Here is a 25,940-nt window from a genome sequence, read left to right as displayed (position 1 = left end):
TGCGCGCACCACCTTACTGGGCGGCGGGCGCACGTGGCCCGAAACCCATAGGACGGGTTCGGTCCCGGTTCCTGGCGCTTTGCCCCGGCCGCGCCCCCGGCGAACGCCGGGCTGATCGCGGCGAACGCCGTTCAGGGCCGCCCCGCGCCGCCCTTGTCCCCGCCGTGCGGGGGGAGTTGGGGCAACGTGGCGGACATCACGCCCGTCAGCGCGCCGACCAGCAGGAAGACATACGGTCCCAGGGTGGCGGTGAACATCTGGTCACCCTCGGGACGACTGATCGTCAGATAGATGACGGTGACCATCCACGCGGCGGCGGGCACCACCGCGCCCGCGCGGGTCCGGGTGAGCGTGGTGCCGCCGTAGAACAGGGCCCCGGAGGCCAGCAGCGCCAGCAGCAGCCCGAACGGGAACCAGCCCTCCTGCACCAGCGCCCCGGCCCCCGCCACCAGCACCCCGAGCACCGCGAGCAGCACGTACGCCGCGACGCGCGGGCCCCGGCCGCCCGGGGGAGCCGCCGGAGGGGTGGGCCGGGACCCGCCGCGCACGGCCGCCTTGTTCGTCATCGCGCTCACTCCCCCACCCCGGCGAACAGGTCGTCCTCGATCGCGTCCGAGCCCCGCTCCCCGCGCGCCAGATGGTAGAACTCGCGGGCGAACAGCGGCTGGGCCAGGTCGTTGGAGAGCGCGAAGCAGGGCTGCCCGCCGGCGTCGGCGACGGTGATCTGGGTGGCGTGCGCCCGCATCGCCGCCGCCTTGCGGGCGGCGTACGCCGTGCCGTCCACGACCGCGGTCACCTCCCGCTCCTCCACCACGCTCGGCACGTCCTCGACGCCGGCCACGGCGGGGAAGGGCGCCCCGGCCGCCCGCAGCCGGGCCAGGCCCTCCGCCAGGTGGGGGCGGGGCACGCAGTTCCAGTAGACCTTGGCCACGTGGTGCGCCGGCCCGAGGTCGGGGCGGTGGCCGGGGTCGGCGGCCAGCTCGGCGGCGCGCATGGCGAGCTGGTGGGCGCGGATGTGGTCGGGGTGGCCGTAGCCGCCGTCCGGCCCGTAGGTGACCAGCACCTGCGGCCGCACCTCGCGCACCACCGCGACCAGCTCGGGGACGGCGTCCTCCACGCGGGTGCGCCACAGGGAGCCCGCGCGCTCGTTCTGCGGTGTGCCCATCATCCCGGAGTCCCGGTAGCGTCCCGGGCCGCCGAGCAGGCGGTGGTCGGTGACGCCGAGCTCCCGCATGGCGGCGGCCAGCTCACCGGCGCGGTACGGGCCGAGGGCGTCGTCCCGGTCGGCGGCCAGGTGCGCCAGGCCGGGCGGGATGACCTCGCCCTCCTCGCCCAGGGTGCACGTCACCAGCGTGACGTGCGCCCCCTCGGCGGCGTACCTGGCCATCGTGGCCCCGTTGCCGATGGACTCGTCGTCCGGGTGCGCGTGCACCAGGAGGAGACGCCGGGCCGGCAGTTCGCTCATGCCCAAAGGCTACGCTGCGGCACGGAGGCCGGACCTGGCCGGTCCGGCCGAAGGGGTTGCCCCGGAGGCCGGGGGGCTCGGCCCGCCGGCCTCCGCCGGAGGCTCCGCCCTCGGGACCCGCCGGAGCCCGGCGCCGGGGGCGCGAAGGCCGCCGCCCCCGCGGGGAGAGGCTTCCCCGCGAGGGCGCGAGCGCGGACCCGCGCGCCCGGCCGGCCGTCCCGGGCGGAGCGCGCCGTCAGAAGTTGATGTCACCGATCATGTCGGCGACGTTGTTGTTGAAGTCGTTGATGGTGGGCGCCACCGAGGAGCTGGCCAGGTAGAAGCCCAGCAGGATGCAGACGATGGCATGCCCCGTGTTGAGTCCTGACTTCTTGATCAGCAGGAACACAATGACCAACAGCAGCACCACCGCCGAGATGGACAGTGCCACGGCTCACCTCCTGGACATGTGGTCGGCGCGGGGCATCGCGGGCTTCATACCCCAGATCGTAAGCGGGAGATCGCTTGGGGGGTGGCGGAATATGCCGGTGCATCGAAGCATGCGGGGGCGCACATCCTTTCGTAACCGGCTGCGTAGGCTCGGCACATGACCTCCCAGCTCTCGTTCCCTCGGCAACTCGCCAGGACCCAGCGGTTCACGCTGGGCGCGCCCCGGTCCTTCACCGTCTCGCCCGACGGCGAGCGCGTGGTCTTCCTGCGCTCCCGCTCGGGCACGGACCGGGCGAATCTGCTGTGGCTGCTCGACCTCGCGGACCCCGGGGACGGCGGGCCCGCCGAGCGTGTCGCCGCGGACGCCACCGCCCTCCTCGGCGGCGCTCGCGAGGAGCTCTCCCCGGAGGAGCGGGCCCGGCGCGAGCGCAGCCGGGAAGGCTCGGCGGGGATCGTCGGGTACGCCACGGACAGCGCCGTGGAGCTGGCCGCCTTCACCCTTTCGGGTCGTTTGTTCGTCGCCGAGCTGCGCGCCGGGACCGCCGGGGAACTGCCCGTCCCCGGACCCGTCGTGGACCCTCGGCCCTCTCCCGACGGGCGCCGTGTGGCCTATGTCGCACAGGGCGCGCTGCGGGTCGTGGCGGCCGACGGCACCGGCGACACCGCCGTGGCCGAGCCCGAGGACGGCGGCACCTGGGGCCTGGCCGAGTTCATCGCGGCGGAGGAGATGTACCGCAGCCGCGGGTACTGGTGGTCGCCCGACAGCGACCGGCTGCTCGCCGCGCACGTGGACGACTCCCCCGTGCGCCGCTGGTGGATCTCCGACCCGGCCAACCCCGGCAGCGCCCCCGAGCAGACCGCGTATCCGGCCGCCGGGACCCCGAACGCCGAGGTCACGCTCGCGCTGGTGGGCCTGGACGGCAGCCGGGTGCCGGTGGTGTGGGACCGGGTGCGCTACCCGTACCTGGCGTCGGTGCACTGGAGCGCGGGCCGGCCGCCCATCCTCCTGGTGCAGGCGCGTGACCAGCACAGCCAGCTCATCCTCTCCGTGGACACCGAAACGGGCCGGACCCTTCCGCTGCACGCCGAGCAGGATACGACGTGGGTGGAGATCTTCCTCGGCGTGCCCGCGTGGACCCCGGACGGGCGGCTGGTGCGGATCTGCGACGAGGCCGGCGCGCGCGTACTCGCCGTAGGGGACAAGGTTGTGACGATCCCCTCGCTCCACGTTCGCGCCGTGCTCGACGTCGGCGAGGAGGACGTGCTGTTCTCCGCCTCCGACGGGGAGCGGGCGGTGCGCGCCGGGGAGGGCCTGGGCCCGGGCCGGGTCGGGGTGTACCGGGCGTGGTACCGGGGGCCGCGGGCCTGGACCGTGGAGCGGGTCGGGGACCCGGACGCGGGCGTGGTGTCCGCCGTGCGGGGCGGGGCCGGGGTGACCGTGCTGGTGAGCACGGGCCTGGATCGGCCGGGCGCGCTCGCGGAGGTGGTGCGGCTGGAGGACGAGGCCGTGCCGCTGGCGCGCGTGGCCTCGTACGCCGACGAGCCGGTGCTGAGGGCCCGTCCGGTGCTGCTGCGCGCGGGCGAGCGGCACCTGCCCTGCGCGGTGCTGCTGCCCACCGGGTACCGCGAGGGCGACGGGCCGCTGCCGGTGCTGATGGACCCCTACGGGGGCCCGCACGCGGCCCGCGTGGTGGCCGCCCACAACGCGCACCTGACCTCGCAGTGGTTCGCGGACCAGGGCTTCGCGGTGGTGGTGGCGGACGGCCGGGGCACGCCCGGGTACTCGCCCGCCTGGGAGAAGGCGATCGCCGGGGACTTCGCGGGCGTCACCCTGGACGACCAGGTGGCGGCGCTGCACGCGCTGGCCGGGCGCTTCCCGCTCGACCTGTCGCGGGTGGCGATCCGCGGCTGGTCGTACGGCGGGTATCTGGCGGCGCTCGCGGTGCTGCGCCGCCCCGACGTCTTCCACGCGGGCGTCGCGGGGGCGCCGGTCACCGACTGGCGCCTGTACGACACCCACTACACCGAGCGCTACCTGGGCCACCCGGACGAGCGGCCCGCGGTGTACGCGGCCAACTCGCTGGTCACCGACGACGGCCTGTCCGGCGCCGCGGACACCCACCGCCCGCTGATGATCATTCACGGCCTCGCGGACGACAACGTGGTGGCCGCGCACACCCTGCGCCTGTCCTCGGCGCTGCTGGCCGCGGGCCGCCCGCACCAGGTGCTGCCGCTGTCCGGGGTCACGCACATGACGCCGCAGGAGCAGGTGGCGGAGAACCTGCTGCTGCTCCAGGTGGCGTTCCTGCGGGAGTCCCTGGGGCTGCTCCCGCCGCCGGGCACCGGGCCGGAGCAGGGCACCGGGCGGGAGCAGGGCGAGGGTGCGTAGTACGGCTGCCCGCCGGGGCCCTGGCCCGCTGGGGCGGCGTAACGGCGGCATGGCTCACCACCCCTGACGTCCGTCCCCCGGCGGGGGCCCGTAGCCGCCGTGGGGAGGATGGGGCGGCGGGGGCGGCGCGGACTGCGGGGCCGGGCCCGGCTGCGGGGGGTACCCGTAGCCGGGCCGGGAGGCGTAGCCGGGGTCGCCGTACCCCGACTGGGGGGCGTAGGACGGCTGCGGCGCGTAGGACGGCTGCGGCGCGTGGGACGGCTGCGGGGAGGGGCCCGGCCAGCCCGCCACGGGCGGCGGCGGGGTCCACGGCCCCGGGCCGGGGGCGGGGGCGCCGGCGGGCCGTCCCGGCGGGGCGAGCAGCAGCAGCACGGTGAACCCGGCGACCAGCTTGAACAGGTCGGTGAGCTGCTCGGCCGCCCCGGCGTCGGACATCCGGTCGAACTCGAACAGCAGCTCGTTGTCGATGTAGACGGCCAGGTCGAGCACGCCGATGGCGAGCAGCAGCCAGCCCGCGGCGAGACCGGCGGCCCGGGCGGCGCCGGCCCGTGCCCCGGCCATCAGCGCGGCGATCCCGAACAGCGCGAACAGCGTCCAGGCGTACACCGCGGCCGGGGGCTCACCGGGGACGCGCACCGTGCCGTCGCCGTTGAGCATGCGCTCGTAGCCGCGCCACTCCATCTCCGTGAACCAGTAGATCTCCCAGCCCGCGACCGCCAGCGCGCAGACGCCGAGCAGCAGCAGGGCCAGCGCCCCGGCCACGGGCAGGGGCTGGGCGGGCGGGCCGTCCATCGCGTCGTGGGCGGGCCCGGGCGGCGCGGGCCTGCGCCCCGCGGCCAGGGTGACCAGCAGCGCGAGGCCCAGCACGACGCCCGAGGCGGCCACGGCGATGGCCCACTTGCCGAAGCCGACCTCCCAGATCCCGTCGTAGCGCTCGGCGGTCAGCAGGGCGAACAGGGGCACCACGCGCAGCACGACGGTCAGGACGCCCACGACGGCCAGGTACGCGGTGGCGGCGGCGGTGCGGCAGACGGCGATCCCGGCGAGGCTGAGCACGAGCAGTTGGACGTCGGCGAGCGAGGTGACCTGGACGCCGGTGAAGCCCATGCCGCCGTAGGCCCACGCCCAGAAGGTGTCCTCCGGGCCGTTCTCGCCGAGGTCCCGGACGAGCGCGGCGCCCGGGAACGCGGCGAGGGCGAGGCAGAGCACGGCGGCCGCCGCCCGTGCTCCGCGTGACAGAACAAGTGCCTGAGTCATATCCCCCACCGCCCCCATCGATCAGCGCTCCCCCACGCTAGTCCTGGCATACCCCTCCGCAAAGAGGGATAGGCACGAACGACAAAGGCCGGCCGGAGCGTTCCCGCTCCGGCCGGCCAGACGGCACCCGCACGGCCGTACGCTGATCAGCATGGCGCGTTCGTATATCGGTGATGCGACGACCAAGTTGCGCCGACGTTAAAGAACCTGATCACACATGAGGATCAACGATCGGTTGGCGCGTCACCGCAGGTCAGGCCCTCGCCACTGCCGGAGGGGCCCCTGGCGGCCGCCCCCGCCCGCCCCTCACCGCGGCTCCCCCGCCGCGGCCCCGCCGCACCGGCGTCTCACCACGGTGTCCGACCCCGCCCCTCGGACGTCTCACCGCAGCCTCGGGTCGAGCGCGTCCCGCACCGCGTCCCCCAGCATGATGAATGCGAGCACCGTCACACTCAGCGCCCCGGCCGGGTACAGCAGCATGTGCGGCGCGTCCCGCACCAGGGTGGAGGCGGTGGAGATGTCGATGCCCCAGGACACCGTCGGCGGTTTGAGTCCCACCCCCAGATAGGAGAGCGTGGCCTCCAGCGCCACGAAGGTGCCCAGCGCGACGGTCGCCACGACGATCACCGGTGCGACGGCGTTGGGCAGGATGTGCCGCAGCAGCAGCCGGGCGCTGCCCGCCCCCAGGGCCCGCGCGGCCACCACGTAGTCCTGCTGCTTGGCCGTGATCACCGCCCCGCGCGCGATCCTGGCGATCTGCGGCCAGCCGAGGAGCACGATGAAGCCCACCACCGGCCACACCGAGCCCGAGGTGACGACGGACAGCAGCACCAGGCCGCCGAGCAGGATGGGGATGCCGAAGAAGACGTCCGTCACCCGGGACAGGACCGCGTCCGCCCAGCCGCCGAAGAACCCGGCGAGCCCGCCGAGCGCGCCGCCGAGCACCGCCACCCCCGCGGTCGCGCACACCCCGACCGCCACCGACGCCCGCGCCCCGTGCACGGTGCGGGTGAACACGTCGCAGCCCTGGTTGTCGAAGCCGAACCAGTGCCCGGGCGCGGGCCCGCCCCGGGAGCGGGCGAGGTCGCAGTCGTACGGGCTGCGCGGCGCGACCAGGTCCGGCCACAGGGCGATGAACACCAGGAAGGCGATCAGCGCGGCGGAGACCACGAACACCGGGTTGGCCCGCAGGTCCCGCCAGGCGTCGCCCCACAGCCCGCGGGGCGACCGCGACGGCGCCGCCGCGGCCTCGTCCGCCGCGGGCGCGGGAAGCGGCGCGCCGCCCGCCGGGACGACGGGGACCACCTCCACGCCGTCGCCGCCGCGCCGGTCCTCCACCTCGGACATCCCCGCTCCCCTCAGCCGTACCTGATCCGCGGGTCGAGCACCGCGTACAGCAGGTCCACCAGCAGGTTGGCCAGCAGGAACACCAGCACCAGGATCGTCACGAAGCCGACCACCGTCGGCGCGTTCTGCCGCACCACGCCCTGGTAGATCTGGTAGCCGACGCCCTGGATGTTGAAGATCCGCTCGGTGACGACGGCGCCTCCGAGCAGCGCGCCCACGTCCGTGCCCAGGAAGGTCACCACCGGCACCAGGGAGTTGCGCAGCAGGTGCCGGGTGATCACCCGGCGGCGCGGCAGGCCCTTGGCGACGGCGGTGCGCACGTAGTCGGCCCGCAGGTTCTCGGCGATCGAGGTGCGGGTGAGCCGGGCGACGTAGGCGAGGGAGACCAGCGCGAGCACCGTGCCGGGCAGCAGCAGTTCGCCGAGCGCCGCCTCGGAGGACACCGCGGGCCGCACCAGCTCCCACCGCACCCCGAGCAGGTACTGGAGCAGGTAGCCGCTGACGAACGTGGGCACGGAGACGACGACGAGGGTGAGCGCCAGCACCGCGGAGTCCACGCCCCTGCCCCGGCGCAGCCCCGCGGCCACCCCGAGCGCGATCCCGGCGGCCGCCTCCACGGCGAGCGCGACCAGGGCCAGCCGGGCCGTCACCGGGAACGCGCTGCCCATCAGCTCGGTGACCGGCTGCCCGTTGAAGGCGGTGCCGAAGTCGCCGGTGAGGATCCTGCCCAGGTAGCGGGCGTACTGCTCCCACACGGGCCGGTCCAGGCCCAGCTCGGCGCGGATCCGCGCGGCGGTGGCGGGGTCGGGCGCGCGGTCGCCGAACAGGGCGGCCACCGGGTCGCCGAGCGCGTAGACCATGAGGAAGATCAGGAAGGTGGTCCCGGCGAACACGGGCACCATCTGGAGCAGCCGCCGGACGACGTAGCGGCCCATGCCGGTCACGCGGAGACCGTGATGCCGGAGTACACCGGGGTGCTGAACGGGTCGAGCCGCACCCCGGACACCCGCTCGGAGTGGCCCGCGCTGCCGTTCTGGTACCACAGCGGGACGGCCGGCAGGTCCCGGGCGAGCAGCCGCTCGGCGGCGACGAACCGCCGGACCGCCTCGGCGTCGCCGTCCGCGGCGTTGGCCCGGTCCACCAGGCGGTCGAAGGCGGGGTTGCTGTAGCCGGTGTCGTTGGAGGACGCGCCGGTGTAGTAGACGGGCTGGAGGAAGTTCTGGGCCAGCGGGTAGTCCATCTGCCAGCCGGTGCGGAACAGCCCGTCGATCCGGCGGTCCGCGACCCGCCTGCGGAAGTCGGCGAAGGTGCCGACGGGGCGGACGGTGCAGGCCCGGTCGTCGCGCAGGGCCTTGTTGACGCTGTGGCAGACGGCGTCCATCCACACGCGGTGGGAGCCGGTGTCCACGTTCGAGGTGAGGGTGACCCTGCCGCCGGGCAGCCCGCCCGCCTCCCGGATCAGCCGCCTGGCCCGCTCCGGGTCGTACCCGCACGCCTGGCCGCACACGCCGCGCCGGAACCCGCCCGCCTCCTTCAGCACCGGGGAGGTCCAGTCGCTGGCGGGGGTGCGGGTGCCGTGGAAGATCGTGCGGGTGATCAGCTCCCGGTTGATGGCCATGGACAGGCCCAGGCGCAGCCTGCGGGCCCTGGCCGAGCCCCAGTCGTCTCGGTACATGGGGAAGGACAGGGTCTGGATGATCCCCGCGGGCTGGTTGACGTACCGGTCGCCCAGGTCGTGCCGGACGTTGGCGAGCTGGGAGGCCGGGATGTCCTCGACCACGTCGAGGTTGCCCGCGAGCAGGTCGGTGTAGGCGGTCTCGGTGTCGGTGTACACCTTCAGGTCCACACCCTGGTTGCGGGCCGCGTCCGGGCCCGAGTAGCCGGGCGACCTGCGCAGCTTCATCACCTGGCCCTTGCGGTAGGACGCCACCCGGTAGGGGCCGTTGCCGACGGGCCGCTCCAGCCAGTCGGCGTGGCGGGTGAAGAAGGAGGCGGGCAGCGGGAAGAACGCGGGGTAGCCGAGGGTCTGCGGCCAGCCGGAGAACCGCTGGGTGAGGCGGACGGTGAAGGTGTGGTCGTCCACGACCTTCAGGCCGGACATGGTCCGCGCGGTCGGGCGGGCGCCCTCGCGCGCCGGGTGGACCTCGCGGTAGCCCTCGATGTAGCCGAAGAAGTAGGCGTTCACCTGCCGGTTGGTGACGAGGGCGCCGTAGTTCCAGGCGTCCACGTAGCTTTTGGCGGTCACGGGCGTGCCGTCGGTGAACCGCCACCCCGGCTTGATCCGCACGGTGAAGTTCCGCTGGTCGTCCGTGGTGACGGAGCGCGCCATCAGGTCCGTCGCGGCGCCGGTGGCCGGGTCGTACCGCTTCAGCCCCCGGAAGATCATGTTGAGCACCTTGGCGCCCTGCACCTCGTTGGTGTTGGCGGGCTCCAGGGAGTTCTGCGGGTCGGACCAGGAGGCGCGCACGATCCCGGCGGGCGCCGCCCCCGCGCCCCCGCCGCAGCCGGCGAGCGGCAGCAGGAGGACGGCGGCCGCGGCGGCAACGGGGCACCGGGTGCGGCGCGTGGCGGCGCGCATGGGCACTCCCTCCCGGGATGGGCTGCACGGCACGTCAGGAGCGGGGCGTCCACCTTCGCACCCGGGCGGGCGGACGGCCGCGGGGAAGGGGGCGACGGCGGGGCGAGTCCACCCGTACGGCCTGCCCGTCGGCCTGTCCGCCCTCCCACGCGCCCCCGCGGGGGCGGGTGGTGGGACGGGGGCGCGGCCTCACCACACGCGGTCGAGGAATCCCGCGACGAGCGGTGCGATCTCCGGGAGCCGCTCCTCCAGCGCGAAGTGCCCCGTGTCCAGCACGTGCAGTTCGGCGTCGGGCACGTCGCGCAGGTAGGCGCGGGCGCCGGCCTCGGTGAAGAACGGGTCGCCGCGGCCCCAGGCGATCAGCGTCGGCGGGGTGTGCCGCCGCAGCCACTCCTGCCACACCGGGTACCGCTCCACATTGCGGTGGTAGTCGAAGGCCAGGGCCACCTGGGCGTCCTTGCGGCCGGGCAGGTCCAGGAAGTGCTGGTCGAGGGTCCAGCCGTCGGGGGCGACCAGCTCGGGGTCGGCGGTGCCACCCTCGTACTGGGCGCGGGTGGCGGGCAGGGTCAGCAGCTCGCGGACGGTCGCCTCGGCGCCCTCGTCCCGCGGGCGCAGGCCGATGAACTCCCGGGCCTGCGCGGAAAGGCCCTCCTCGTAGGCGTTGCCGTTCTGCACCACCAGGCCCGCGAACCACTCGGGGTGGCGCTCGGCGAGCCGGAACCCGACGGGGGCGCCGAAGTCGAACAGGTACGCCACGAACCGGGTCAGCCCGAGCCGCTCGACGAACCCCTCGACGACGTCGGCGAGCCGGTCGAAGTCGTGGGTGAACCCCTCCGGGACCTCGGTGTGGCCGAAGCCGGGGTAGTCCGGGGCGATGAGCCGGTAGCGGGCGCCGAGGGCGTCGATGAGCCTGCGGAACTGGTGGGAGGCGGACGGGAAGCCGTGCAGGAGCAGCAGGACCGGGGCGTCCGTGCGGTCCGGGGCGGAGTCGCGGTAGAAGACCCGCACCCCGTCGACGTCGAGGTGGCGGTGGACGGTGCGCGGCAGGGCGAACGCGGTCGTGGTCATCAGGGCCCACGCCTTTCTAATGGATTCTCTATCTGCTGACGCATTAGTAGTACCGCCCGCCCAACTAACGCGTCAACCCCGTCCAGTACCATTAGCGACATGAGCGCCCCCGTCCCCCTCACCGGCGAGCCCCTCGCTCTGGACCTGGTCAACACCCGCCCCCGCGCGGCCGACCTGCTCGCCACCCCCGACCTGCTGAGCGCCTGGCTGGCCCTGGAGCAGGACCGCCTGCCCGCCCCGGGCGACCTCGGCGGCCTCACCGCGGACGACCTCGCCGCCGTGCACGCGGTGCGCGGCCACACCGCCGCCGCCCTGGACCGCGCCCGCCGGGGCGAGGCACCGCCCGCCGCCGCCCTGCGCGCCCTCAACGACGCCCAGCGCGCCGCCCCCGCCGTCCGCGAACTGACCTGGACCGGCGAGGTGCTGACCGCCGTCCCCCGCCGCTTCGGCACCCCCGGCGCCCGGCTGGCCGCGGCCCTCGCCGAGGCCGCCGCGGACCTGCTCGCCGACCCGGCCGTCACCCGGGTCCGGGTGTGCGAGGCGGAGGACTGCGTGATGCTCTTCCTGCCCGCCCACCCCCGCCGCCGCTGGTGCTCCCCCACCCGCTGCGGCAACCGGGCCCGCGTGGCGCGGCACTACCAACGGCACCGGGGGGCCTGAGCGCGGCACCGGGCGCACCGGGGGAACGGGTCGAACCGGACGCGGTCGAGTCGTTCGGACCGCCGCCGGGACGGGCAGCCGCAAGGGCATGCGGTTGTGGACGACTTACGGCAAGGAGGTCCTGCGCTCGGCCCCGGAGCGGCTGCGCCGGGCCGTGCGGCACGACGGGTCCGAGCGGGAGCGGGCCGTGTGGGTGGTCAAGACGGTGGTGGCCGTGGTGGCGGCCTGGTGGGTCGCCTCCTCGCTGCTGCCGCACCCCGTCACCACCTTCGCTCCCTTCACCGCCCTGCTGGCGATGCAGGCGACGGTGTACCGATCGGTGCGGCAGGCGCTGCGGTACGGGGCCGCGGCGGCCGTCGGCATGACGCTGGCCGCGGCGTTCGGCACCGCCGCGGGGGTGCACCCGTGGAGCCTGGCGGTGCTGACGGTGTGCGCCCTGGCGGCGAGCAGGCTGCCGGTGTACGGCTCGCAGCGGCTCCAGGTGCTCGTCACGAGCCTGTTCGCGTTCAACTCCGGCGGGGGCGAGCCGCACTACGTGCTGCGGCTGGTGGCCGCCGTGGGGATCGGCCTCGGCTGCGGGCTCGCCGTGAACGTCCTCCTCCCGCCGCCGACCCGCTACCGCAGCGCCCGGGAGGCCGTGGCCGAGCTGTCCTCGTCCGTCTGCGGCCTGCTGCACGACATCGCCTCCACACTGCGCGACGGCGCCCCCGGCGAGGACCGCACCCGCGAGTGGGCGCGGCGGGCCCGGCGGGTGGAGAAGGTGGCCCGGCGGGCCCGCCGCACCGTGGCGGACGGGGAGGAGAGCGCCCGGCTCAACCCCAGGCGGGTGTTCAGGGGCGGCGACCGCACCCTGCCGGAGCACCACCGCCGGATCGGCACCCTGGAGCGGGTCGGGTTCCAGGCGCAGTCGATCGTGCGCGGCCTGACGTACGCGGCGAACGACGCGGACTGGGCGGCCCTCGCCGAGGACTTCCTCGTCCCCTACGCGGACCTCCTGGCGGACGCGGCCCGGGCGTTCAGCGACGGGGACGGGGACGGGGACGGGCGTGACGCGGGCGAGCGTGACGGGGCCGAGCCGGGCGACGCCGTCCGGGCGGGCCGCGACCGCTACCGGGAGCTCACCGCCCGCGCCCGGCACCGGGAGCTGACCGCACCCGACGAATGGCCGCTGTACGGCACCCTGCTGACGGACGCCTACCGGATCCTGGAGGAGCTGGACCGGCCCGCCGCCGGACGCCGCCACGCCTCGTCGCCCGTCGGATAGGGGCTGACCATCGTGCCGAACCAGCCCTCGACGGGTTCCGCCAGGTACTCGGGCAGGGCGTCCAGGAAGGCGCGCAGGGGCGGGTATGCGTTGTGCCGGTCCAGGTCCTCCTGCGAGCGCCACACCTCGTACAGGAAGAACCGGCCGTCGTCGTGCTCGTGCAGGTGGTACTCCAGATTGCCCTCGTGCTCGCGGCTCGGCCCGACCAGGGAGTGCAGCAGGCGCCTGACCTCGTCGGCGCGCTCCGGCTTGGGGCGCAGGAAGCCGTACAGCGACAGGGGGGTTGGTGTCGTCGTCATGGCGACCACGCTAGGATCTCACATGGATGTGAGATTCAAGTCGGCGCCGGGTGAGGCGGGTCACATGAGGCCGGCCGTACGGGGGGCCGTGTGAAGGGGGTCGCGTGAAGGGGGTCGCGTGAGGATCGGGGAGCTGTCCCGCCGCACCGGTGTCGCCGTCCGGCTGCTGCGCTACTACGAGGAGCAGGGCCTGCTCATCTCCCGGCGCACCGAGGGCGGCCACCGCGCCTACGCGGACGACGCGCCCGACACCGTCGCCCGCGTCCGCACCCTGCTCGCCGCCGGGCTGCCGACCCGGGTCATCCGCGAGCTGATGCCCTGCTTCACCGGGGACGGCACCGCGCTCGACGCCTGCGTCCACGGCCACCTGCGCGCCCAGCTCGCCGGTCTGGACGCCCGCATCGCCGACCTCGGCCGGGCCCGCGCCCAGCTCGCCGGGCTCCTCGACGCGTCCGTCGCGGCCTCGCCGCCGGGGGGCTGACCGGAGGAAAACCGGCCGCCCCCGGCATCCGCGCGCCGCGCAGGTGGTACGGAGGTCGCTGTGCCCCGACGTACGTGGAGGGAAGCGACCATGCGGAAGCCGACGACCTCACCGGCCATCGTCCTGGCCGCCGTCACCGCCCTGCTCTGCGTCGGGGCGGACCTGCGGGACGAGCCGAGGGACGACTCCGGGCCCGCCGCGAAGGTGCCGCCGACCCACCGGGTGACGGTGTCACCGCACACGGTGCCCCGGGGCGCCACCACCACCCTGTACTACACCGTCACCCGCACCGATCACCCCGGCGACAGCAACGCCCGCCTCGGCGTCATCGCCCCCGGCTCCGAGCTGGCCTCCCCGCACGGACTGTGCGTCAACCCCCTGGCGGGCCCGTACCCGTCCCCCGAACGCCACCGCCATCTGCTGGACTGCTCCTTCACCGACCTCCAGCCCGGCAACCCCGTGACCGTGCCGGTCCGGGTCACCATGGGCGAGGACTGCGCCCCGGTGCGGGCCCAGCTCGGCTCCTGGTACTCCACCGGCGACAACACCTACGGCGGCCGGATGGTGAAGGCCCCGGCGGTCACCTGCGAGCCGCCGCCGGAGCGGTGACCTCGCCGCCGCGGCGCGGGCCCGGCCTTGAGGTGGCGTATCAGGGCCCCGAAGGCGGCGGGACCGACGGTGAGCACGGTCCCGGGGGCGTCGCTCTCCCTCAGGTGGACGGCACCGCGGGGGGCGGCGGTGACTTCGACACAGTTCGTGGCCTCGGCGGAGCTGAAGGTGGACTTCTGCCACCGGAGGTCCGACATGCGGGGTGTCTCCTAGAGCAACAGGTAGAGGATGTGCTGGAGGAGCCCCAGTGAGTCCTTGCCCGTGCCGGTCGCGGAGGCGGTGCCGACGTCCACCGGGGGCAGGGCGAGCCGGCTGAGGGTGTCGAAGGACTCGCCGTACTCCCGCACCATCCGCGGCTCGCCGAGGAAGTCGCTCCTGCCGAGCTGATCGACGATCACGGTGCCCAATTCCACCACGGGCGGTTCGACCAGCATGAACGCGTGGCTGCCCAGCGCGGGCCGCCCCTCGGACTCCAGCGGGAAGATCTGCACGGTCACGTTCGGCAGGCGGGACACCTCGATGAGCCGCAGGAGCTGGTCCCGCATCACGTCCCGCTTGCCGTACCGCACCCGCAGCGCCGCCTCGTGGATGATCGCGTGCAGGCGCGGGGGCCGCTCGCCGGTGAGGACCTTCTGGCGGTCCATCCTGAACCGGACGGCGTTCGCCTTCACCTCGGGCGACGCCTCCACATAGCCGGCCTCGTACACGGCCGTGGCGTAGTCGAGGGTCTGGAGCAGCCCGGGGATGAGCAGCAGCTCGTAGCTGCGCAGCCGGGCCGCGCCGGCCTCCAGCTCCGCGAGGTCCAGGTGCGGAGCGTTCAGGGCCTGGCGGTACTCGGTCCACCACCCCTTGCCGGAGCCCTGGCCCAGCTCGACCAGGGCGTCCACATGGGCGGGGGGCGTGGCGCCCGCGGCCGCGGCCAGCGTCCGCAGCCGCTCCGGCGACAGGCTCGTCCGGCCCGCCTCAATGTTGCTCAGGTGCGGGGGCTTCATGCCCATCCGCAGCGCCGCCTCCGCGACCGAAAGCCCGGCCCGCTCACGCAGCTTCCGCACCTCCGCGCCGAAGCGGCGCTGACGGTACGTGGGGTTGCTCCTCAGCCCCATCGGCCCTCCCTCACACGGGCGCATCACCCGCGAACCGGTTGTACGGGTACGACGTCGTCGGCACCGCGAGCGCCGAGCCCGCCGCGGGACCCCACCCCCACCGGAGGTGGTCCTCCCGCGCCGGACCCCGGCGGCCCCGGCGCACGGTCTGTTCATCCCCAACGACCCTTGAGCCGTTCGCGTGGCGCGGACGAGGGCAGCGGACCGCTCCGCGCCGCCCCCGCTGCCGCGCCGGCGCGGCCGGGCCGCCCACCGGCGGGCGCTGACGTGCGCTTGGGCCGCAAAGCCGAACGGGGCGGCCGGACCAGCTAAGGTCCGGCCGCCCCGGCGGTGCGCCCTGGGCGCGGGCTACGCGTGCACCACGTCCTTCTCCTCCGCGAAGTGGCACGCCGACTCGTGCGCCGCGGGGGAGTCCGAGCCGCGGAAGCGCTCGGGCACCGCCAGCAGCGGGATCTCCTCCGCGCAGCGGTCCTGGGCCTTCCAGCAGCGGGTGCGGAACCGGCAGCCCGACGGCGGGTTCGCGGGGCTGGGCACATCGCCCGAGAGGATGATCCGCTCGCGCGAGTCCCGGGCCGACGGGTCCGGCACGGGGACCGCGGACAGCAGGGCCTGGGTGTAGGGGTGGGTCGGGTGGTCGTAGATCTGGGTGTCCGTCCCGATCTCCACCATCTTGCCCAGGTACATCACGCCGACCCGGTCCGAGATGTGCCGGACGATCGACAGGTCGTGGGCGATGAACATGTAGGAGAGGTTGAACTCGTCCTGGAGCTTCTCCATCAGGTTCACCACCTGCGCCTGCACCGAGACGTCCAGCGCCGAGACCGGCTCGTCGCAGATGATGATCTCCGGGTTCAGCGCCAGGCCGCGGGCGATCCCGATGCGCTGCCGCTGGCCGCCGGAGAACTGGTGCGGATAGCGGTTGATGTACTCCGGGTTCAGGCCGACGACGTCCAGCAGCTCCTGGACCTTCTCCCGCCTGCTGCCCTTCGGCGCCGTCTCCGGGTGGATGTCGAACGGCTCGCCGATGATGTCGCCCACCGTCATGCGCGGGTTGAGCGAGGTGTACGGGTCCTGGAAGACCATCTGGATGTTGCGGCGGACGGCCTTCAGGGCGCGGCCCGACAGCCGGGTGATGTCCTCGCCCTTGTACAGGATCTCCCCGGCCGTGGCCCGCTCCAGGTTCATCAGGAGCTTGGCGACGGTGGACTTGCCGCAGCCGGACTCGCCCACGATGCCCAGGGTCTCGCCCTGGTACAGGTCGAAGGAGATCCCGTCGACGGCCTTGACCGCGCCGACCTGGCGCTTGAACAGGATGCCCTGGTTGAGCGGGAAGTGCTTGACCAGGTTGCGGACGGACAGGATGGGCTCGCCCCGCTCCACCGGCGTCGCGGCGACCTGCTCGACCCGAGCCACCTCCTCGGAGACCGACTCCACCGTGCCGTCGGGCTTGGACAGGTCAGGCATCGAGGGTCTCCTTCCAGAAGTGGCAGGCGCTGCCGCGGCCGGGGAGCTCGGTGCCGTCGCGCTCGGTCACCGGGTGCAGCGGCGGGATCTCCGAGCGGCAGATGTCCTGTGCCTGCGGGCAGCGGGGGTTGAACGCGCACCCCGGCGGGATCCGCAGCAGGTTGGGCGGCAGGCCCTTGATCGCGAACAGCTCCCGGCCCTTGAGGTCCAGCCGGGGGATCGACTCCAGCAGGCCCTTGGTGTAGGGGTGGGCGGGGCGGCTGTAGATGTCGTGCACGGGAGCGGTCTCCACGATCCGCCCCGCGTACATCACCGCGATCTTGTCCGCGACGTCGGCGACCACGCCGAGGTCGTGGGTGATCAGGATCAGACCCATCTGGTACTCGCGCTGGAGCTCGGCCAGCAGGTCCATCACCTGGGCCTGGACCGTCACGTCGAGCGCCGTGGTGGGCTCGTCCGCGATGATCAGGTCGGGCTCCAGGGCCAGCGCCATGGCGATCATGATGCGCTGGCGCATGCCACCGGAGAACTGGTGCGGGAAGTCGCCCACCCGCTGCTTGGCCGCCGGGATGCGGACCCGGTCCATCAGCTCGACGGCCTTGTCCTTGGCCTGCTTCTTGGACAGGCCCTGGTGCACCCGGAACATCTCGCCGAGCTGGTAGCCCACGCTGAGCACCGGGTTGAGCGCGGACAGGGCGTCCTGGAAGATCATGGCGATCCTCCGGCCGCGGATCCTGCGGCGCTCCTCGGCGGACATCTTCAGCATGTCCTGGCCGCGGAAGAGGATCTCGCCCTTGGGGATCCGCCCGGGCGGCATGTCGAGGATGCCCATGATCGCCTGGGCGGTCACGGACTTGCCCGAGCCGGACTCGCCGAGCACCGCGAGGGTCTCGCCCGCGCTGACGCTGTAGTTCACGCCGTTGACGGCCTTGGCCACGCCGTCGCGGGTGTGGAACTCCACATGGAGGTCGCGGACCTCCAGCAGCGGGCCCGTGTGCCCGTCCCGGTCCGCGCTCGGGGCGGAGTCGGTCTTGCTGATCGTTGCCATGGTGGCGGACGCTCCTCTCAGCGCAGCTTCGGGTCGAGGGCGTCGCGGACCGCGTCACCCAGCATGATGAACGCCAGCACCGTGATGCTGAGCGCACCGGCCGGGTACAGCAGCATGTGCGGCGCGTTGCGGTACTCCCTCGCCGCCTCGGAGATGGAGATTCCCCATGACACCGTCGGAGGCTTCAGTCCCACACCAAGGTACGACAACGTCGCCTCGAGCGAGATGAACGTGCCCAGGGCGATCGTCGCGACGACGATCACGGGCGCGACCGCGTTCGGCAGCACGTGCCGCAGCATGATGCGGGTGGCGCCCGCCCCGAGGGCGCGGGCCGCCTGGACGTAGTCCTGCTGTTTGACGGTGATCACCGCGCCGCGCGCCACACGGGCCAGCGGCGGCCAGCCCAGCACGGCGATGATCCCGATGACGGTCCAGACCGACTTGGTCTTCAGCACGGACAGGAACACCAGGCCGCCCAGCATGATCGGGATGCCGAAGAAGATGTCCGTGATCCGGGAGAGGATCGCGTCCCACCAGCCGCCGAAGAAGCCGGCGAGGCCGCCGAGGATGCCGCCGATCAGCGCCACGCCGAGGGTGGCGCCGATGCCCACCTGGATGGAGGCCCGCGCGCCGTAGACGGTGCGCGCGTACACGTCGCAGCCCTGGAGGTCGAAGCCGAACGGGTGTCCGGACTTGGCGCCCTCACGGGAGTTGATCAGATCGCACTTGTTCGGGCTGGTCGAGGTGAACAGTCCCGGCCAGATGGCCACCACGAGCAGGAACAGGATGATCAGCGAGGAGATGATGAAGACGGGGTTGCGCCGCAGGTCCCGCCAGGCGTCGTTCCACAGGCTGCGCGGCTTCTCCCGCTCATCCGGGATGCGCGCCGTGTCCGCGTCCAGCAGGACGGTGTCCGCCGCCGGGCCCGCCGGGGCGATCGGATTCTTCTCGATCTGGTCAGGCATAGCGGATCCTCGGGTCGAGCACGGCGTAGATCAGGTCCACGAGCAGGTTCGCGAGCAGGAAGACGAGCACCAGGATGGTGACGAAGCCGACGACCGTCTGCGAGTTCTGGCGCAGCACGCCGTTCCAGAGCTGGTAGCCCACGCCCTGGATGTTGAAGATGCGTTCGGTGACCAGGGCGCCGCCCATCAGGCTGCCGATGTCCGCGCCGAGGTAGGTCACCACGGGGATGAGCGAGTTCCGCAGCATGTGCACGCCCACGACCCGGCGGCGCGGCAGGCCCTTGGCCACGGCGGTGCGCACGTAGTCGGCGCGCATGTTCTCCGCGATCGAGGTGCGGGTCAGCCGTGTGACATAGGCCAGGGAGACGCCGGCGAGGACGAAGCCGGGCACGAGCAGTTCGCTGAACGTCGCGTCCGCCGAGACGGCCGGATCCATCCAGCCCCATTTGACGCCCAGGAAGTACTGGGCCAGGTAGCCGGTGACGAACGTCGGGACGGAGATCACGACCAGGGTGAAGACCAGGGTGCTGGTGTCCACGATGCGGCCGCGGCGCAGGCCGCTCACCAGGCCGAGGCCGATGCCGAGGATGATCTCGATGGTGATGGCGACGATGGTCAGGCGGATGGTCACCGGGAAAGCGTTGGCCATCAGTTCGCTGACCGGCTGGCCGTTGAAGGCCTTGCCGAAGTCACCGGTGAACACCTTCCCCATGTACAGCACGTACTGCTGCCACAGGGGCTTGTCGAGGTCCAGGTCTCGGCGGATCTGGGCGGCGGTCGCCGGGTCGGGGGCTCTGTCACCGAAGAGCGCGGCCACGGGGTCGCCGAGCGCGTAGACCATGACAAAGATCAGGAACGTGGTCCCGAAGAACACGGGAACCATCTGGAGCAGTCGTCGGATGACGTAGCGCCCCATGGGGGACTCCTTCGAGGGTCCGGCACGGCTGGCAGCCGGTAGCCGCGGTGGGCCACCGGCTGCCACGTGCTGCGGAACGGTTGGCGGGGGCTCCCGGATCCTCGTCGGACGCTACGGATTACGCGCGGGCCCGTCGAAGGAGCCGGGAGCGGCGCGCCGCCCTTACTTCTTGACCGAGATCTCGGTGAACACCGGGACGCTGAACGGGTCGAGCATCACGCCGTCGACCTTCGCGGAGTAGCCGGCGTCGCCGTTCTGGTACCACAGCGGGATGGCCGGCATGTCGTTGAGGATCTTCTTCTCGGCGTCCTGGTAGAGCTGGATGGCCTTGGCGTAGTCCGGCTCGGCGTTCGCCTGGTCGATCAGCTTGTCGACGTCCTCGTTGCTGTACGAACCGTCATTGGAGCTGGCGCCGGTCTTGTACAGCGGGGTCAGGAAGTTGTCGATGAGCGGGTAGTCCATCTGCCAGCCGGCACGGAACAGACCGGTCATCTCGTCCGCGTGGATCTGGTTGCGGTAGTCGGCGAAGGTGCCCACCGTGTTGACGATGCACTTGTCCTTGCCGAGGGCGTTGTTGATCTGGTTGCAGACCGCGTCCATCCAGTCCTTGTGCGAACCGGTGTCGATGTTCGAGGTCAGCGTCAGCTTGCCGCCCGGAAGGCCGCCGCCCTCCTCGATGAGCTGCTTGCCCTTCTCGACGTTGTACTCGCAGAACTCACCGCAGATGGTGTCCGAGTAGCCGCCCGACTCGCCCAGCACCGGCGAGGTGTAGTCCTTGGCCGGGGTGCGGGTGTTGGCGAAGATCTTCTCCGTGATCGACTTGCGGTCGATCAGCATGGAGATGCCCTGGCGGACCTTGCGGGTCTTGTCGAGGTCCCAGTTCTTGTTGTACAGCGGGAAGACGACGGTCTGGATGATGCCCGCGGGCTGGTTGATGTACCGGCCGCTCAGGTCCGTCTCGACGTTGGTCAGCGAGGAGGCGGGCAGACCGTCGAGCACGTCGAGGTTGCCGGCCTGGAGGTCGCTGTACGCGGTGGTGCCGTCGGTGTAGACCTTCAGCTCCACGCCGTTGTTCTTGGGCTTGTCACCGCCCGAGTAGGTCTCGTTGACGCTGAGCTTCATGCCCTTGCCCTTTTCGTACGAGTCCACCTTGTAGGGACCGTTGCCGAAGGGCTTGGCGAGGTAGCCCGCGTGGTCGGAGAAGAACTTCTCCGGCAGGGGCGCGTACGCCTTGTAGCCGAGGCGCTTGGGCCAGGTCGAGAACTTCTGCTTCAGCTTCACCGTGAAGGTGGTGTCGTCCACGACCTTCAGGCCGGACATCGTCTTGGCCTTCGGCTTGGACTTCTCGTCCGCCGGGTGGACGTCGTCGTAGCCCTCGATGTCGGAGAAGAAGTAGGCACCGATCTGCTTGTTGTCCAGCAGGGCGCCGTAGTTCCACGCGTCGACGTAGGACTTGGCGGTCACCGGGGTGCCGTCCGCGAACTTCCAGCCCGCCTTCAGCTTGACGGTGAAGGTCTGCTGGTCCGTCGTGGTGATGGACTCCGCGTTGGCGTTCTTGGCTTCACCGGTCTTGGGGTCGTACTCCATGAGGTTGGTGAAGATCATGTCGAGGACCTTGCCGCCCTGCACCTCATTGGTGTTGGCAGGCTCGATCGGGTTCTGCGGGTCCGTCCAGTAGGCGCGGACGATGCCGTTCGGGTCGGGCTTGCCGCTGTCGCCGCCGTCGCCGTCGCCGTCGTCCCCGCCGCCGCCACAGGCGGTGGCCGCGAGGGCTATGACTGCGGCGCTGACGACCCACTTGGCCCGCGTGGCTCCGCGCATGGACTGCCTCCTCAGGAGTTCACAGGTACGAAAACATGAGAGAAGCCTGGCCCGCTGACACCCCTGACACCGGACCGGCCGTCCTCTCGCTCGTGAGTCTGCGCTCCCCAGCGCGTGACCCATTGACCCGAGCTCAACGGGTCAACTATCGAGCACGCGGAGACGCTGCGGTATCTCCTTAAGGTCTCGTTTTGATCACACGGCGCATGCACCGATCCTGCATTTCGGGCATACGGAACATAGACAGACAGGTATGAAACGGTCCGTTAACTTACTTGTCGGACGTCGGGTCCCGATAATCGGACAGCCCCGATCACGCTCCGTCGTGTCCGGAGAGGGGCCTTCGGGCCGGGGAGACGACGTGCGGAGGAGGTCAGTCTACGCGCAGAGACTGCGGGGCGGGCCGGGCACGGGGCAGCCGCCGCGCGGCCCGGGGAGGAGGCCCCCCGACCTCCGGGGGATCCTCCCCCTCCCGCCCCTCCCCCACACGTGTCAGGCCGCCCCGGGGGGCGGCCTGACACGTGTGGGTGCTCGCTCGGGGAGCGGCGGGCGGCTACCGCTTGGAGCGGGCCAGGGCGCGGCCGCGCTCCTTCTGGTCCAGGACGACCTTGCGGATGCGCACCGTCTCCGGCGTCACCTCCACGCACTCGTCCTCGCGGCAGAACTCCAGGGCCTGCTCCAGCGACAGCTTCCGCGGCGGGATCAGCTTCTCGGTCTCCTCCGCCGTGGAGGAGCGCATGTTGGTGAGCTTCTTCTCCTTGGTGATGTTGACGTCCATGTCGTCGGAGCGGGAGTTCTCGCCGACGATCATGCCCTCGTACACCTCGGTGCCGGGCTCGACGAACAGCACGCCGCGCTCCTGGAGGTTCATCATCGCGAAGCCGGTCGCGTTGCCGGCGCGGTCGGCCACCAGGGAGCCGTTGTTGCGGGTGCGCAGCTCGCCGAACCACGGCTCGTAGCTCTCGAAGACGTGGTGCGCGATGCCGGTGCCGCGGGTGTCGGTGAGGAACTCGGTGCGGAAGCCGATCAGGCCGCGGGACGGCACGATGAACTCCATCCGGATCCAGCCGGTGCCGTGGTTGGTCATCGTCTCCATCCGGCCCTTGCGGACCGCGAGCAACTGGGTGATGGCGCCCAGGTACTCCTCGGGCGCGTCGATGGTCAGCCGCTCGGTGGGCTCGTGCTTCTTGCCGTCGATCATCTTGGTGACGACCTGCGGCTTGCCGACGGTGAGCTCGTAGCCCTCCCGGCGCATGGTCTCCACCAGGATCGCCAGCGCCAGCTCGCCGCGGCCCTGCACCTCCCACGCGTCGGGGCGCTCGGTGGGCAGCACCCGCAGCGAGACGTTGCCGATCAGCTCCCGGTCCAGACGGTCCTTGACCAGCCGGGCGGTGACCTTGTGACCCTTGCCGCCCTTGCCGACCAGCGGCGAGGTGTTGGTGCCGATCGTCATGGAGATCGCCGGCTCGTCCACCGTGATCAGCGGCAGCGGGCGCGGGTCCTCCGGGTCGGCCAGGGTGTCGCCGATCATGATGTCGGGGATGCCGGCGATCGCGATGATGTCGCCGGGCCCGGCCTCCTGCGCGGGCTTGCGCTCCAGCGCCTCGGTGACCAGCAGCTCGGTGATCCGCACCCGCTCCACCGAGCCGTCGCGGCGGCACCAGGTGACCTGCTGGCCCTTGCGCAGCGTGCCGTTGTGGATGCGGCACAGCGCGATCCGGCCGAGGAAGTTGGAGGCGTCCAGGTTGGTCACGTGCGCCTGGAGGGGGTGGCCCTCGGTGTAGGTGGGGGCCGGGATGGTGTCCAGGATGGTCTGGAAGAACGGCTCCAGGTTGCCGTTGTCCGGCGCGGCGCCGTTGGCCGGGCGGTTCACCGACGCCTGGCCGTCACGGGCGCACGCGTAGACGATCGGGAACTCGATCTGCTCCTCGGTGGCGTCCAGGTCCATGAACAGCTCGTACGTCTCGTCCACGACCTCGGCGATCCGGGCGTCCGGCCGGTCCACCTTGTTCACGCACAGGATCACGGGGAGCTTCGCGGCCAGCGCCTTGCGCAGCACGAACCGGGTCTGCGGCAGCGGGCCCTCGGAGGCGTCGACCAGGAGCACCACGCCGTCCACCATGGACAGGCCGCGCTCGACCTCGCCGCCGAAGTCGGCGTGGCCCGGGGTGTCGATGATGTTGATGGTGATCGGGTCGCCACCGTCCTTGGGGTGGTACTTCACCGCCGTGTTCTTCGCGAGGATGGTGATGCCCTTCTCGCGCTCCAGGTCGTTGGAGTCCATCACGCGGTCGTCCACGTGCTGGTGCGCGGCGAAGGCGCCGGCCTGCTTGAGCATGGCGTCGACCAGGGTGGTCTTCCCGTGGTCGACATGGGCGACGATGGCGACGTTGCGGATGTCGTTGCGCGTGGGCATGCGTCTTTTGCGCTTCTCTCGAGAGTCGTGGGTCTCGGCGGGTGCCGTTCACATCGCTCTGCGTGTCGCACTGCCGCCCGCCGGGCTGGCGCGCCGCGGCTGTGATCCATGGTACGGGGCTGCGAGCGGACGGCGTTCCGGTGTGCGGTCACCGGTCGGAGCGGCCGACCCTGGAGAGGAAGCCGATGTCCTGGTAGCGCGGGGTGGCGAAGCCGAACGCCCCGGCGTTGGCGACGCCCTCGCGCACCCCGACCAACTGGGGCCGCTGGTACAGGGGCAGCGAGTGCGCCGCCGCCCAGATCCGGGCGTCCGCGCGCTCGGCGAGGCGGCGGGCGACGTCCGGGTCGAGCTCGCCCGCGGCCTGCTCGAAGAGCTGGTCGATCTCGTCGGTGCCGACGCGGGCGAAGTTCTGCTCCGTGATCAGCGAGCCGTCCGGGGCGGGCAGCGGCTTGGCGTAGATGGAGCGGGCGTCGGTGGCGGGGAACGCCGAGCCGGGCCAGGAGAACAGGGCCAGGTCGAACGAGCCCCTGGCGACGTGGCGGGTGAAGAAGCGGTCCGGGCCGACCCGGGTGATCTCGGTGCGGGCGCCGATCCCGGAGAGCATCTCGGCGACGCGGTCGGCCACGGTGCCGAGCAGGGGGGCGCGGTCGGGGACCAGCAGGCGGAGGGTGAAGGGCTTGCCGTTCTTCACCCGGACGGTGGCGGGCTCGACGACGGTGACGTGGCGGCGGAGGGCGGAGTCGCGCTTCTTCGACTTCTTCTTCTTTTTCGCCTCCTTGTCGTGGCCGTCGCCGGACTCCTTCTTCCGGGACTCCTCGGCGGAGGACTTCCCCTTCTTGTTGTTCTTGTTCTTCTTGCCCTTCTTGCTCTCCTTGCTCTCCTTGCTCTTCTTGCCCCCGGACTCCCCGGAGGACGGCCCCGACGAGGGCTTGTCGTCGCCGGCCGTGGCGGAGGCGGGCCCCGGCTCCCCGTGCGAGGGGGACGCGGACACCCGCAGCCGCTGCGGGCCCGCGGCGCCGGTCGGGGACGGGGAGGCCCCGGCCGTCGGGCGCCAGCCGGACTCGTGCAGCAGGGCCTCGGCGCGCTCGGGGTCATGGCCGCCGAGGGCGGAGCTGTTGTCCTTGTAGCCGTCCTGGTGGGCCAGCAGCAGGTGGTTGCCGAGCGGGCGGGCGGGCAGGCCCAGCGGGGCGAGCACCGACTCGGCGATGGCGCGGCGGTCGACGGCCCGGGCCACGGCGCGGCGCACCCGCTCGTCCGCGAGGGGGCCGGTGTGCCCGTTGAGGGTCAACTGGGTGTAGGCGGCGTCGGGGGCGCGGCGCAGCCTCACCCCGGGCGCGGGGCGCTCGGGCTTGGCGGTGGGCACCGGTTCGAGCTCGGCGATGTCCAGTGCGCCCCGCTCCAGCTCGGCGGCCCGCCGTTCCCGGGGGACGGCGGTGAACACCACCCGGTCCAGCTTGGCCCGCGCGCCCCACCAGCCCCGGGCGCGGGCCAGCGTCAGCGAGCGCTCGCGGCCCTCGCGGTCGATCTCCTTGATCCGGTACGGCCCCGCGGTCTGTGGCAGCCGCTTCCTGGAGTGCTTGTTGAACGCGTCCGGGCTGGCGGTGACCGAGCGCGGGTACAGCGGCGTGAACAGGGACCGCCAGTCGGCGTACGGCTGGCCGAAGGTGACCCGCACCTCCCGGTCGGAGGAACCGCGCCGCACCTTCTCGATCTGCCGGTAGCCGTCGTTGCGCGCGGGCCAGAACCTGGCGTCCCGCCCGGACAGCGCCCGCCACTGCGCCGTGAAGTCGGCGGCGGTCACCCGGGTGCCGCCGCTCCAGCGCGCCTTGGGGTTGAGCCGGTAGACCACGACCTGCCGCGGGCGCTCGCGGACGACCTCCGCCGACTCCAGGTAGTCGGGGTTGAGCCGGGGGCGGCCCCGGTCGTCGAGGGTGAACAGGGCGGGCAGCACGGCGCCGACCACGCGGTGGGTGTCCGCGGACGCCTCCGCCTGGAAGACGTTGAACGTGGCGGGTACCGCGTCCACCGCCCAGCGCAGGGTGCCGCCGTCGCGGACCGCGGAGCGCGGGGCCGGGCCGATGTCGGAGGCGGGCGGGGGCGGCGCCGGCGAGGTGCAGCAGGCCAGGGCGGGCAGCAGCAGGGCGACGGCCAGGGCGGCGGCGGCGCTGCGTCCGGCTCGCGGGCGTGCGGGCACTTCGGGCATGGTCGCTCCTCGGGCCGTCCGGTGCGGGGTCGTGACGGGGGCCGTCGAGGCCGATGACTGCCCGGCGGCCGCCCCCGCGCATCGCCGCGGCGGCCAAGCCCACCCGGGCGGAGCAGCGTCCGTTCGGCCGGAGGTGACGGGTCTTCGGCCAATCGCGC

Annotated in this window: 23 protein-coding genes; 5 read left to right on the top strand and 18 right to left on the bottom strand. The window is 72.7% G+C overall.

The features are described from left to right. Positions 1-131 precede the first annotated feature (131 nt). The 3 genes from ACYVO2_RS11950 to ACYVO2_RS11940 form a co-directional block, all read right to left on the bottom strand. Positions 132-566 carry a DUF6113 family protein gene (locus ACYVO2_RS11950; protein ID WP_461007678.1) on the bottom strand — a complete coding sequence of 145 codons (435 nt, stop codon included), beginning with the start codon at positions 564-566 and terminating at the stop codon, positions 132-134. Between the two features lie 5 nt (positions 567-571). Next, entirely contained in the window at positions 572-1,465 is an 894-nt protein-coding gene (mshB, locus tag ACYVO2_RS11945) for an N-acetyl-1-D-myo-inositol-2-amino-2-deoxy-alpha-D-glucopyranoside deacetylase (protein WP_461007677.1), read from the bottom strand. Between the two features lie 235 nt (positions 1,466-1,700). Continuing rightward, positions 1,701-1,895, bottom strand: a complete 195-nt coding sequence (locus ACYVO2_RS11940; RefSeq protein WP_461007676.1) for a hypothetical protein — start codon at positions 1,893-1,895, stop codon at positions 1,701-1,703. A gap of 156 nt (positions 1,896-2,051) precedes the next feature. On the opposite strand from ACYVO2_RS11940, the gene ACYVO2_RS11935 reads away from it, so the two are divergent. Beyond that, on the top strand, positions 2,052-4,283 hold the full coding sequence (locus ACYVO2_RS11935; RefSeq protein ID WP_461007675.1) for a S9 family peptidase: 2,232 nt from the start codon (positions 2,052-2,054) through the stop codon (positions 4,281-4,283). Positions 4,284-4,337: 54 nt separating this feature from the next. Here ACYVO2_RS11935 and ACYVO2_RS11930 read toward each other — a convergent pair whose 3' ends face one another. The 5 genes from ACYVO2_RS11930 to ACYVO2_RS11910 all read right to left on the bottom strand — a co-directional run bounded on the left by ACYVO2_RS11930 (position 4,338) and on the right by ACYVO2_RS11910 (position 10,533). Beyond that, complete coding sequence (locus tag ACYVO2_RS11930) at positions 4,338-5,540, bottom strand: hypothetical protein (RefSeq protein WP_461007674.1); 1,203 nt, start codon at positions 5,538-5,540, stop codon at positions 4,338-4,340. A 381-nt stretch (positions 5,541-5,921) separates the two neighbouring features. Next, positions 5,922-6,887, bottom strand: coding sequence for an ABC transporter permease (locus ACYVO2_RS11925; protein WP_461007673.1), 966 nt, complete (start codon positions 6,885-6,887; stop codon positions 5,922-5,924). Positions 6,888-6,898: 11 nt separating this feature from the next. Next, on the bottom strand, positions 6,899-7,822 hold the full coding sequence (locus ACYVO2_RS11920) for an ABC transporter permease (protein ID WP_461007734.1): 924 nt from the start codon (positions 7,820-7,822) through the stop codon (positions 6,899-6,901). 5 nt (positions 7,823-7,827) lie between these two features. Continuing rightward, positions 7,828-9,465, bottom strand: a complete 1,638-nt coding sequence (locus ACYVO2_RS11915; protein ID WP_461007672.1) for a peptide ABC transporter substrate-binding protein — start codon at positions 9,463-9,465, stop codon at positions 7,828-7,830. A gap of 189 nt (positions 9,466-9,654) precedes the next feature. Beyond that, the gene (locus ACYVO2_RS11910; protein ID WP_461007671.1) at positions 9,655-10,533 is read right to left on the bottom strand and encodes an alpha/beta fold hydrolase; all 879 of its coding nucleotides are present in this window, start codon (positions 10,531-10,533) and stop codon (positions 9,655-9,657) included. Between the two features lie 99 nt (positions 10,534-10,632). Here ACYVO2_RS11910 and ACYVO2_RS11905 point away from each other — a divergent pair, with 99 nt between their 5' ends. After that, positions 10,633-11,193, top strand: a complete 561-nt coding sequence (locus ACYVO2_RS11905; RefSeq protein ID WP_461007670.1) for a CGNR zinc finger domain-containing protein — start codon at positions 10,633-10,635, stop codon at positions 11,191-11,193. Between the two features lie 88 nt (positions 11,194-11,281). Then, complete coding sequence (locus ACYVO2_RS11900; RefSeq protein WP_461007669.1) at positions 11,282-12,457, top strand: FUSC family protein; 1,176 nt, start codon at positions 11,282-11,284, stop codon at positions 12,455-12,457. On the opposite strand, the gene ACYVO2_RS11895 is transcribed toward ACYVO2_RS11900, so the two are convergent. Further along, positions 12,388-12,756: a putative quinol monooxygenase gene (locus ACYVO2_RS11895; protein ID WP_461007668.1), complete on the bottom strand. Its 369-nt coding sequence runs from the start codon at positions 12,754-12,756 to the stop codon at positions 12,388-12,390. The genes ACYVO2_RS11900 and ACYVO2_RS11895 overlap by 70 nt on opposite strands. A 118-nt stretch (positions 12,757-12,874) precedes the next feature. Here ACYVO2_RS11895 and ACYVO2_RS11890 point away from each other — a divergent pair, with 118 nt between their 5' ends. Together ACYVO2_RS11890 and ACYVO2_RS11885 are read left to right on the top strand one after the other, a co-directional pair. Then, positions 12,875-13,237 carry a MerR family transcriptional regulator gene (locus ACYVO2_RS11890; RefSeq protein ID WP_461007667.1) on the top strand — a complete coding sequence of 121 codons (363 nt, stop codon included), beginning with the start codon at positions 12,875-12,877 and terminating at the stop codon, positions 13,235-13,237. 90 nt (positions 13,238-13,327) lie between these two features. Next, positions 13,328-13,846, top strand: coding sequence for a hypothetical protein (locus ACYVO2_RS11885; protein WP_461007666.1), 519 nt, complete (start codon positions 13,328-13,330; stop codon positions 13,844-13,846). On the opposite strand, the gene ACYVO2_RS11880 is transcribed toward ACYVO2_RS11885, so the two are convergent. The 9 genes from ACYVO2_RS11880 to ACYVO2_RS11840 form a co-directional block, all read right to left on the bottom strand. Further along, on the bottom strand, positions 13,786-14,043 hold the full coding sequence (locus tag ACYVO2_RS11880) for a DUF397 domain-containing protein (RefSeq protein ID WP_461007665.1): 258 nt from the start codon (positions 14,041-14,043) through the stop codon (positions 13,786-13,788). The two genes, ACYVO2_RS11885 and ACYVO2_RS11880, sit on opposite strands and share 61 nt — an antisense overlap. Positions 14,044-14,055: 12 nt before the next feature. Continuing rightward, on the bottom strand, positions 14,056-14,949 hold the full coding sequence (locus tag ACYVO2_RS11875) for a helix-turn-helix domain-containing protein (RefSeq protein WP_461007664.1): 894 nt from the start codon (positions 14,947-14,949) through the stop codon (positions 14,056-14,058). A gap of 348 nt (positions 14,950-15,297) precedes the next feature. Continuing rightward, on the bottom strand, positions 15,298-16,413 hold the full coding sequence (locus ACYVO2_RS11870; protein WP_461007663.1) for an ABC transporter ATP-binding protein: 1,116 nt from the start codon (positions 16,411-16,413) through the stop codon (positions 15,298-15,300). Beyond that, the gene (locus tag ACYVO2_RS11865) at positions 16,406-17,461 is read right to left on the bottom strand and encodes an ABC transporter ATP-binding protein (RefSeq protein ID WP_461007662.1); all 1,056 of its coding nucleotides are present in this window, start codon (positions 17,459-17,461) and stop codon (positions 16,406-16,408) included. Before ACYVO2_RS11865 ends, ACYVO2_RS11870 begins: the two co-directional genes overlap by 8 nt. Positions 17,462-17,478: 17 nt before the next feature. Further along, entirely contained in the window at positions 17,479-18,426 is a 948-nt protein-coding gene (locus ACYVO2_RS11860) for an ABC transporter permease (protein ID WP_461007661.1), read from the bottom strand. Beyond that, the gene (locus ACYVO2_RS11855; protein ID WP_461007660.1) at positions 18,419-19,342 is read right to left on the bottom strand and encodes an ABC transporter permease; all 924 of its coding nucleotides are present in this window, start codon (positions 19,340-19,342) and stop codon (positions 18,419-18,421) included. The genes ACYVO2_RS11860 and ACYVO2_RS11855 overlap by 8 nt, the downstream gene beginning before the upstream one ends. 162 nt (positions 19,343-19,504) lie before the next feature. After that, complete coding sequence (locus tag ACYVO2_RS11850; RefSeq protein ID WP_461007659.1) at positions 19,505-21,163, bottom strand: peptide ABC transporter substrate-binding protein; 1,659 nt, start codon at positions 21,161-21,163, stop codon at positions 19,505-19,507. Positions 21,164-21,716: 553 nt separating this feature from the next. Further along, positions 21,717-23,579: a translational GTPase TypA gene (gene typA / locus ACYVO2_RS11845; protein WP_461007658.1), complete on the bottom strand. Its 1,863-nt coding sequence runs from the start codon at positions 23,577-23,579 to the stop codon at positions 21,717-21,719. A gap of 148 nt (positions 23,580-23,727) precedes the next feature. Then, on the bottom strand, positions 23,728-25,782 hold the full coding sequence (locus ACYVO2_RS11840) for an ABC transporter family substrate-binding protein (protein WP_461007657.1): 2,055 nt from the start codon (positions 25,780-25,782) through the stop codon (positions 23,728-23,730). Positions 25,783-25,940: the final 158 nt, after the last annotated feature.

This window comes from Streptomyces capparidis (genome assembly GCF_054782095.1).
The sequence above is the reverse complement of the archived record's forward strand: the minus strand, read 5'-3'. Positions and strand labels throughout refer to the sequence as shown.

Coding starts and splice junctions, on each gene's coding strand:
- ACYVO2_RS11865 (WP_461007662.1), bottom strand. CDS start 17,461: ATGGCAACGATCAGCAAGACCGACTCCGCCCCGAGCGCGGACCGGGAC.
- ACYVO2_RS11860 (WP_461007661.1), bottom strand. CDS start 18,426: ATGCCTGACCAGATCGAGAAGAATCCGATCGCCCCGGCGGGCCCGGCG.
- ACYVO2_RS11935 (WP_461007675.1), top strand. CDS start 2,052: ATGACCTCCCAGCTCTCGTTCCCTCGGCAACTCGCCAGGACCCAGCGG.
- ACYVO2_RS11855 (WP_461007660.1), bottom strand. CDS start 19,342: ATGGGGCGCTACGTCATCCGACGACTGCTCCAGATGGTTCCCGTGTTC.
- ACYVO2_RS11895 (WP_461007668.1), bottom strand. CDS start 12,756: ATGACGACGACACCAACCCCCCTGTCGCTGTACGGCTTCCTGCGCCCC.
- ACYVO2_RS11915 (WP_461007672.1), bottom strand. CDS start 9,465: ATGCGCGCCGCCACGCGCCGCACCCGGTGCCCCGTTGCCGCCGCGGCC.
- ACYVO2_RS11900 (WP_461007669.1), top strand. CDS start 11,282: ATGCGGTTGTGGACGACTTACGGCAAGGAGGTCCTGCGCTCGGCCCCG.
- ACYVO2_RS11880 (WP_461007665.1), bottom strand. CDS start 14,043: ATGTCGGACCTCCGGTGGCAGAAGTCCACCTTCAGCTCCGCCGAGGCC.
- ACYVO2_RS11925 (WP_461007673.1), bottom strand. CDS start 6,887: ATGTCCGAGGTGGAGGACCGGCGCGGCGGCGACGGCGTGGAGGTGGTC.
- ACYVO2_RS11850 (WP_461007659.1), bottom strand. CDS start 21,163: ATGCGCGGAGCCACGCGGGCCAAGTGGGTCGTCAGCGCCGCAGTCATA.
- mshB (WP_461007677.1), bottom strand. CDS start 1,465: ATGAGCGAACTGCCGGCCCGGCGTCTCCTCCTGGTGCACGCGCACCCG.
- ACYVO2_RS11910 (WP_461007671.1), bottom strand. CDS start 10,533: ATGACCACGACCGCGTTCGCCCTGCCGCGCACCGTCCACCGCCACCTC.
- ACYVO2_RS11875 (WP_461007664.1), bottom strand. CDS start 14,949: ATGGGGCTGAGGAGCAACCCCACGTACCGTCAGCGCCGCTTCGGCGCG.
- ACYVO2_RS11885 (WP_461007666.1), top strand. CDS start 13,328: ATGCGGAAGCCGACGACCTCACCGGCCATCGTCCTGGCCGCCGTCACC.
- ACYVO2_RS11950 (WP_461007678.1), bottom strand. CDS start 566: ATGACGAACAAGGCGGCCGTGCGCGGCGGGTCCCGGCCCACCCCTCCG.
- ACYVO2_RS11870 (WP_461007663.1), bottom strand. CDS start 16,413: ATGCCTGACCTGTCCAAGCCCGACGGCACGGTGGAGTCGGTCTCCGAG.
- ACYVO2_RS11920 (WP_461007734.1), bottom strand. CDS start 7,822: ATGGGCCGCTACGTCGTCCGGCGGCTGCTCCAGATGGTGCCCGTGTTC.
- ACYVO2_RS11905 (WP_461007670.1), top strand. CDS start 10,633: ATGAGCGCCCCCGTCCCCCTCACCGGCGAGCCCCTCGCTCTGGACCTG.
- ACYVO2_RS11930 (WP_461007674.1), bottom strand. CDS start 5,540: ATGACTCAGGCACTTGTTCTGTCACGCGGAGCACGGGCGGCGGCCGCC.
- ACYVO2_RS11840 (WP_461007657.1), bottom strand. CDS start 25,782: ATGCCCGAAGTGCCCGCACGCCCGCGAGCCGGACGCAGCGCCGCCGCC.
- typA (WP_461007658.1), bottom strand. CDS start 23,579: ATGCCCACGCGCAACGACATCCGCAACGTCGCCATCGTCGCCCATGTC.